Below are 1423 nucleotides of genomic sequence, written 5' to 3'. Positions count from 1 at the left end.
CAGGAAATGAAATGAACGCGTCCCACCCGGTGAATGTGAGCGATGGTGGATCCTCACAGGCCAACGGCATCGATGTGCCCACGTGGAAAATACGAAGTTTCCAGGCAAACCGGAGGATCCGTCGTGAAGCTTACGCCAGTTGGGATTGACATTGCAAAGTCGGTTTTTCAGGTCCACTACGTCGATCAGGAAACCGGAGAAATCGTGAACAAGCCGATCAAGCGGGCAAAGTTTCTCGAGTACTTCGCGAACCGGGCTCCGTGCCTGATCGGCATGGAGGCGTGCGGCGGATCGCACCACTGGGCCCGGCAACTGACGAACATGGGTCACGAGGTAAAGCTGATGCCGGCGAAGTTTGTGAAGGCGTTCAACATCCGCAACAAGAACGATGCGGCGGACGCCCGGGCAATCTGGATGGCCGTGCAGCAACCCGGTAAGCCCGTCGCGGTGAAGACCGAGATACAACAGGCGATGCTGGCGCTACACCGTATGCGACAGCAGCTGATCAAATTTCGCACGATGCAGATCAACAACCTGCGTGGACTGCTGATGGAATATGGAGAGATCATGAGCAAGGGCCGGAACAAGCTGAACAAGGAGATACCGGTCGTGCTCGAACGGATCGCGGAGCGCCTGCCTGCCGTGCTGATCGATACGTTTCGCGAGCAGTGGAATGGACTGGCGAAGCTGGACGAACAGGTTGCCGAGATCGAGCGCCGGATGCGCGAGTGGAAGAAGGAAGACAAGGCGGTGAAGGCGGTTAGCGAAATTTGCGGCGTCGGGCTGCTGACGGCAACGGCAGCCGTCTCAATGATGGGCGATCCGAAAGCATTCAGTTCGGGGCGGGAATTTGCCGCATGGGTTGGCATCGTGCCGAAGCAGACCGGCTCGGGCGGAAAGGTGAACCTGCACGGGATCAGCAAGAGAGGCGACACCTACTTGCGCACACTGCTGATCCACGGCGCGCGTAGCGTAATAGAGAACGCAAAGGAGCCCGGCGAGTGGGTCGAGCAGATGATGAAGCGGCGACCAAAGAATGTGGTGGTCGTTGCACTGGCGAACAAGATGGCACGGACGATCTGGGCCGTGCTGGCCCATGACCGGCCGTACCAGAAGGCCTACGTGAGCGTGAAGCCTGCCTGAATGGTTCACGCGAAGCAAAAGATCAACGTTTAACACAGGGTGAACGTCGAAAGGTTGCGCAGCAATCGAGTGTGATGACAATCCAGGTAGGACCGGGACTCGCTAAACCTGAATGCGCCGTCGAGCTTCGAGCTCGCGCAGGAAATGAGGTGCGAGTCAGCGTATTTCATAGAGGCCCGCAGCAGCAATACCGCTGCAACAAGGCCGGATATAAAGCTGCAGCCCATCCTGTCTGTCTGAACACACGAAAACTGTTGCAAACGGGACGCGTTCATATAAA

Annotated in this window: 1 protein-coding gene; it reads left to right on the top strand. The window is 57.5% G+C overall.

Annotated features, from left to right (window positions below):
- The first annotated feature begins 123 nt into the window (after positions 1-123).
- Complete coding sequence (locus tag PQR02_RS40385) at positions 124-1143, top strand: IS110 family RNA-guided transposase (RefSeq protein ID WP_408243379.1); 1020 nt, start codon at positions 124-126, stop codon at positions 1141-1143.
- The last annotated feature ends 280 nt before the right edge of the window (positions 1144-1423 follow it).

The organism is Paraburkholderia sediminicola (genome assembly GCF_046026895.1).
GTDB lineage: Bacteria > Pseudomonadota > Gammaproteobacteria > Burkholderiales > Burkholderiaceae > Paraburkholderia > Paraburkholderia sediminicola_C.
This window is presented reverse-complemented; position numbering and strand designations above follow the sequence as displayed.